Origin of the sequence: Microbispora sp. NPDC046973 (genome assembly GCF_040644495.1) — a bacterium.
GTDB lineage: Bacteria > Actinomycetota > Actinomycetes > Streptosporangiales > Streptosporangiaceae > Microbispora.
Genome location: NZ_JBEYWQ010000073.1, coordinates 1 through 4,332, shown reverse-complemented (window position 1 = coordinate 4,332; position 4,332 = coordinate 1). Strand labels below are relative to the sequence as shown.

Here is a 4,332-nt window from a genome sequence, read left to right as displayed (position 1 = left end):
TCGCCCAGCAACGCCTGTGGTTCCTCGACCAGCTCGACCCCGGATCGGCCGAATACGTCATCTCCACCCCGATCCACCTGCCCGAGCGACTGGACGTCCCCGCCCTCCGCGCGGCGCTCGACGCTCTGGTCGAGCGGCACGAGGTGCTGCGCACCCGCCTGATCGCCGACGACGACGGCGTTCCCTGGCAGGTCATCGACCCACCCACCCGGTTCGACCTGCCCATCCTGGCCGTTACCGAGCACGAGGCACGCGCTTTCGTCGCCGCCGACGCTGCCACCCCGTTCGATCTGGCCACCGGGCCGCTGATCCGCGCCACCCTGCTGCGCCTAACCGACGACCGGCACGTCCTCGCCCTGTGCGTCCACCACATCGTGTCCGACGAATGGTCAGCCAAGATCTTCTTCCAGGAACTGACCACGCTTTACGAGGCATACCGCGACGACCGGTCCAACCCCCTGCCGGAACTGCCCATCCAGTACGCCGACTTCGCCGTCTGGCAGCGCGACTGGCTCACCGGACCGGTCCTTGAGGAACAGCTCGGCTACTGGCGGAACCAACTGGCCGACCCCCCGGTGCTGGAGCTCCCCACCGACCGCCCCCGGCCCCCCGTACGCTCCACCACCGGAGCGGCCGTGATCTTCCAGATAGACGCAGCGACCACTCGGCGGCTCCGCGAGCTGTCCCAGCGCAGCGGCAGCACGATGTTCATGACGCTGCTGGCCGCTTACACCGTCCTGCTGAACAAATACACCGGCCAGCACGATGTGATCGTCGGCAGCCCCGTCGCCAACCGCAACCACGGTCAGACCGAGAATCTCATCGGCTTTTTCGTCAACACCCTCGCCCTGCGCACCGATCTTTCCGGCGACCCGACATTCATTGAACTGCTGAGCCGGGTACGGGCCACCGCGTTGGACGCCTACACCCACCAGGACCTCCCCTTCGAACAACTCGTCGACGAGCTCGGAATCACCCGTGACCGCTCCCGCACCCCGCTCTTCCAGACCTTGTTCAACTACGTCATGGCGGAGCGGGATGGCGGCGAGGAGGAGTTCGCCACCCAGCAGGAACCACCTGCCCGCTATGACCTGATGGTCGCCTTCAAGCAGGACGGGGACGCCCTGACCGGCACGGTGGAGTACAGCACTGCGCTGTTCGACCAGTCCACGATCGAACGGCTGATCGGACACCTCACCGAGCTGATCACGGCGATCACCGCCGACCCCGGCCGCCGTCTATCCGGCCTGGAGATCCTCACTCCCGCCGAACGCCATCAAGTCGTCATCGACTGGAACAGCACGGCGGCCGGGCTTCCCCAGGTCGGTGGAGTCCATGAACTGATCAGCATGAACTCTCTCAGCCAGCCGTACGACGTCGCGGTTGTCAGTGATTCTCAGCGGCTCAGCTACGGGGAACTCGAGGTCCGGGCGAACCAACTCGCCCACCACCTCCGCCGGCTCGGTGTCGGCCGCGAGACCATCGTCGGCCTGTGCCTGGACCGGACCGCCGATTTCATCGTCGCAGTACTCGCCGTGTGGAAGGCGGGGGGAGCCTATCTGCCGCTGGACCCCAGCTATCCGTCCGACCGGCTCGTATACATGCTCTCCGACAGCGGTGCCGGACTCCTCATGGTCCACTCCGCCACCAGAGCGATGCTCGGGGATCTGCCCGCAGCCCAGGTCAGTACGGTGACGCTGGACGATCCGGCCACACGGGCAATCGTGGACGCCCTGCCCACCACCGCCCCCGACGTTACGGTCCTACCCGACCAGACGGCCTACGTGATCTACACCTCGGGCTCGACCGGCCGGCCGAAGGGGGTGCGGGTTGTCCATCGGGGAGCCGTCAACCTGGCCGTCGGCATGCGCCCGGTCTTCGGCGTCGACCACACGAGCGCCGTCCTGCAGTTCGCCTCGTTCAGCTTCGACACGGCTGTCTGGGAGACGATTGTCACTCTGACCGCAGGAGCCCGGCTGGTCATCGCCACTTTCGAGCAACGCAGCCGGCCGGAGTCCTTGGTCGCCCTTCTGCGTGAAGAGGGGGTCACGGTTGCGACCCTGCCGCCGTCCCTCCTGGGCACGCTCACGCCTGGCAGCCTGCCGACTCTCACTACCTTGATCAGCGCCGGCGAGCAGCTTCGCCCGTCGCTGGCCCGCCTGTGGTCGCCGCACCACCGCATGATCAATTCGTACGGACCGACCGAGGTCACCGTATGCGCCACGAACGCCGTCGTCACCGGCGAGCAGACGCCGATCGGCCCGCCGATCCCGAACACGCGGGTGTACGTCCTGGACCGGCATCTCAACCCCGTTCCGCTCGGGGTGCCCGGGGAGCTCTACGTCGCCGGGACCGGGCTGGCGCGCGGCTACCATGCCCGGCCGGCGCTGACCGCAGAACGCTTCGTCGCCGACCCCTTTGACTCCGAGGGCGGGCGGCTGTACCGCACCGGGGACCTGGCGTGCTGGCGCCCCGACGGGCAACTCGACTTTCTCGGCCGCGTGGACCACCAGATCAAGCTGCGCGGCTTCCGCATCGAACCCGCCGAGATCGAGCACGCTCTCACGACCCATCCCGCGGTCGACGGCGCCCTGGTCGTCGTCCACGGTGATGGCGACGCCAAACGCCTGGTCGCCTACCTGGTCCCCGTGGATCCGAGCAGCGGCATCCCCGCCGTAGAGGAGCTGCGCCACCACCTGCGTGCGGGCCTGCCGGACTACATGGTTCCGGCGGTGTTCGTGGAGCTGGCCGCCTTCCCTCTCACGCCGAACAGGAAGATCGACCGTGCCGCGCTACCCGTGCCCGAGAGCGTACGGCCGGAGCTCGCGCACGCCTACCAGGCGCCGGACGGCCCAACCGAGGAGTTGCTGGCTGGGATCTGGGCCGACCTGCTCAACGTGGACCGGGTCGGAGCAGGGGATGATTTCTTCGACCTTGGCGGTCACTCCCTGCTCGCCACCCAGGCGGCCACCCGTATCCGCGCTGCTTTCGGGACCGACATCGGCGTCGCCGCTATCTTCGACCACCCGTCCGTTCGCCAGTTGGCCACCCTCGTCGACGCTGCTGAGGGCACCGCTTCGCCGCCTATCGTGCCGGTCTCACGGGAGCGGAAACTGCCGCTGTCGTTCGCCCAGCAACGCCTGTGGTTCCTCGACCAGCTCGATCCCGGCTCGGCGGAGTACAACATGCCCGCTCCCATACCGCTGGCCGGGGACTTGGACATGGCCGCGCTACGTGCCGCGCTCGATGCTCTGGTCGAGCGGCACGAGGTGCTGCGCACGCGTCTGGTGGCCGATGACGACGGCATCCCGTGGCAGGTCATCGACCCGCCGGCGCCGTTCGACCTGCCCGTGGTGGCCGTTACCGAAGACGAGGCACGCGCTTTCGTCGCCGCCGACGCCGCCACACCGTTCGACCTGGCCACCGGGCCACTGATCCGCGCCAGCCTGCTGCGCCTGGCCGACGACCAGCACATCCTCGCCCTGTCCATGCACCACGTCGTCTCGGACGAGTGGTCGAACACGATCTTCCTGAGTGAGCTCGCCGCCCTGTATGAGTCCTTCCGGGACGGCCGATCGAGCCTGCTGCCGGCGTTGCCGGTGCAGTACGCCGACTTCGCGGTGTGGCAGCGTGACTGGCTGACCGGGCCGGTGCTGGAGGAGCAGCTCGGCTACTGGCGGCGGCAACTGGCCGAGCCGCCGGTCCTGGAGCTGCCCACCGACCGCCCCCGGCCTCCGGTGCGCTCCACCGCCGGGGCATCCGTCACCTTCCGTCTGGACGCCGACGTCACGGCGGGGTTGCGGCGGTTGTCGCAACGCCACTCGGCGACGATGTTCATGACCTTGTTTGCGGCGTACGCGGTGCTGCTGGGCAAGTACAGCGGCCAGGACGATCTGGTTGTCGGGACGCCTGTTGCGGGCCGCACCCAGGGGCAGACCGAGGACCTGATCGGCTTTTTCGTCAACACCCTGGCGCTGCGCACCGACCTTTCCGGCGATCCGACGTTCACCGAACTGCTGGCCCGGGTGCGGGCCACCGCCCTGGACGCCTACACCCACCAAGACCTGCCCTTCGAACAACTCGTCGACGAGCTGGGAATCGTACGCGACCGCTCCCGCACTCCCCTGTTCCAGGCCTTCTTCAACTACGTCGTGAGCGAGGACGGTGACGACGGCTGGACGTCCGGCTGTTTCGAGCAGGAGCCACCGGCCAAGTGCGACGTGATGGTCGCGTTCAACCAGGACGGCGATGAGCTGAATGGTGTGGTGGCTTACAGCACGGCGTTGTTCGAGGGGTCGACGATCGAGCGGCTGGCCGGGCATCTGACCCGGC

1 protein-coding gene is annotated in these 4,332 nt (G+C 68.1%); it reads left to right on the top strand.

Annotated features, from left to right (window positions below; translation table 11 throughout):
* Positions 1–4,332: amino acid adenylation domain-containing protein (locus ABZ860_RS42700; protein ID WP_357232555.1), on the top strand; the 4,332-nt coding region annotated here is incomplete at both ends.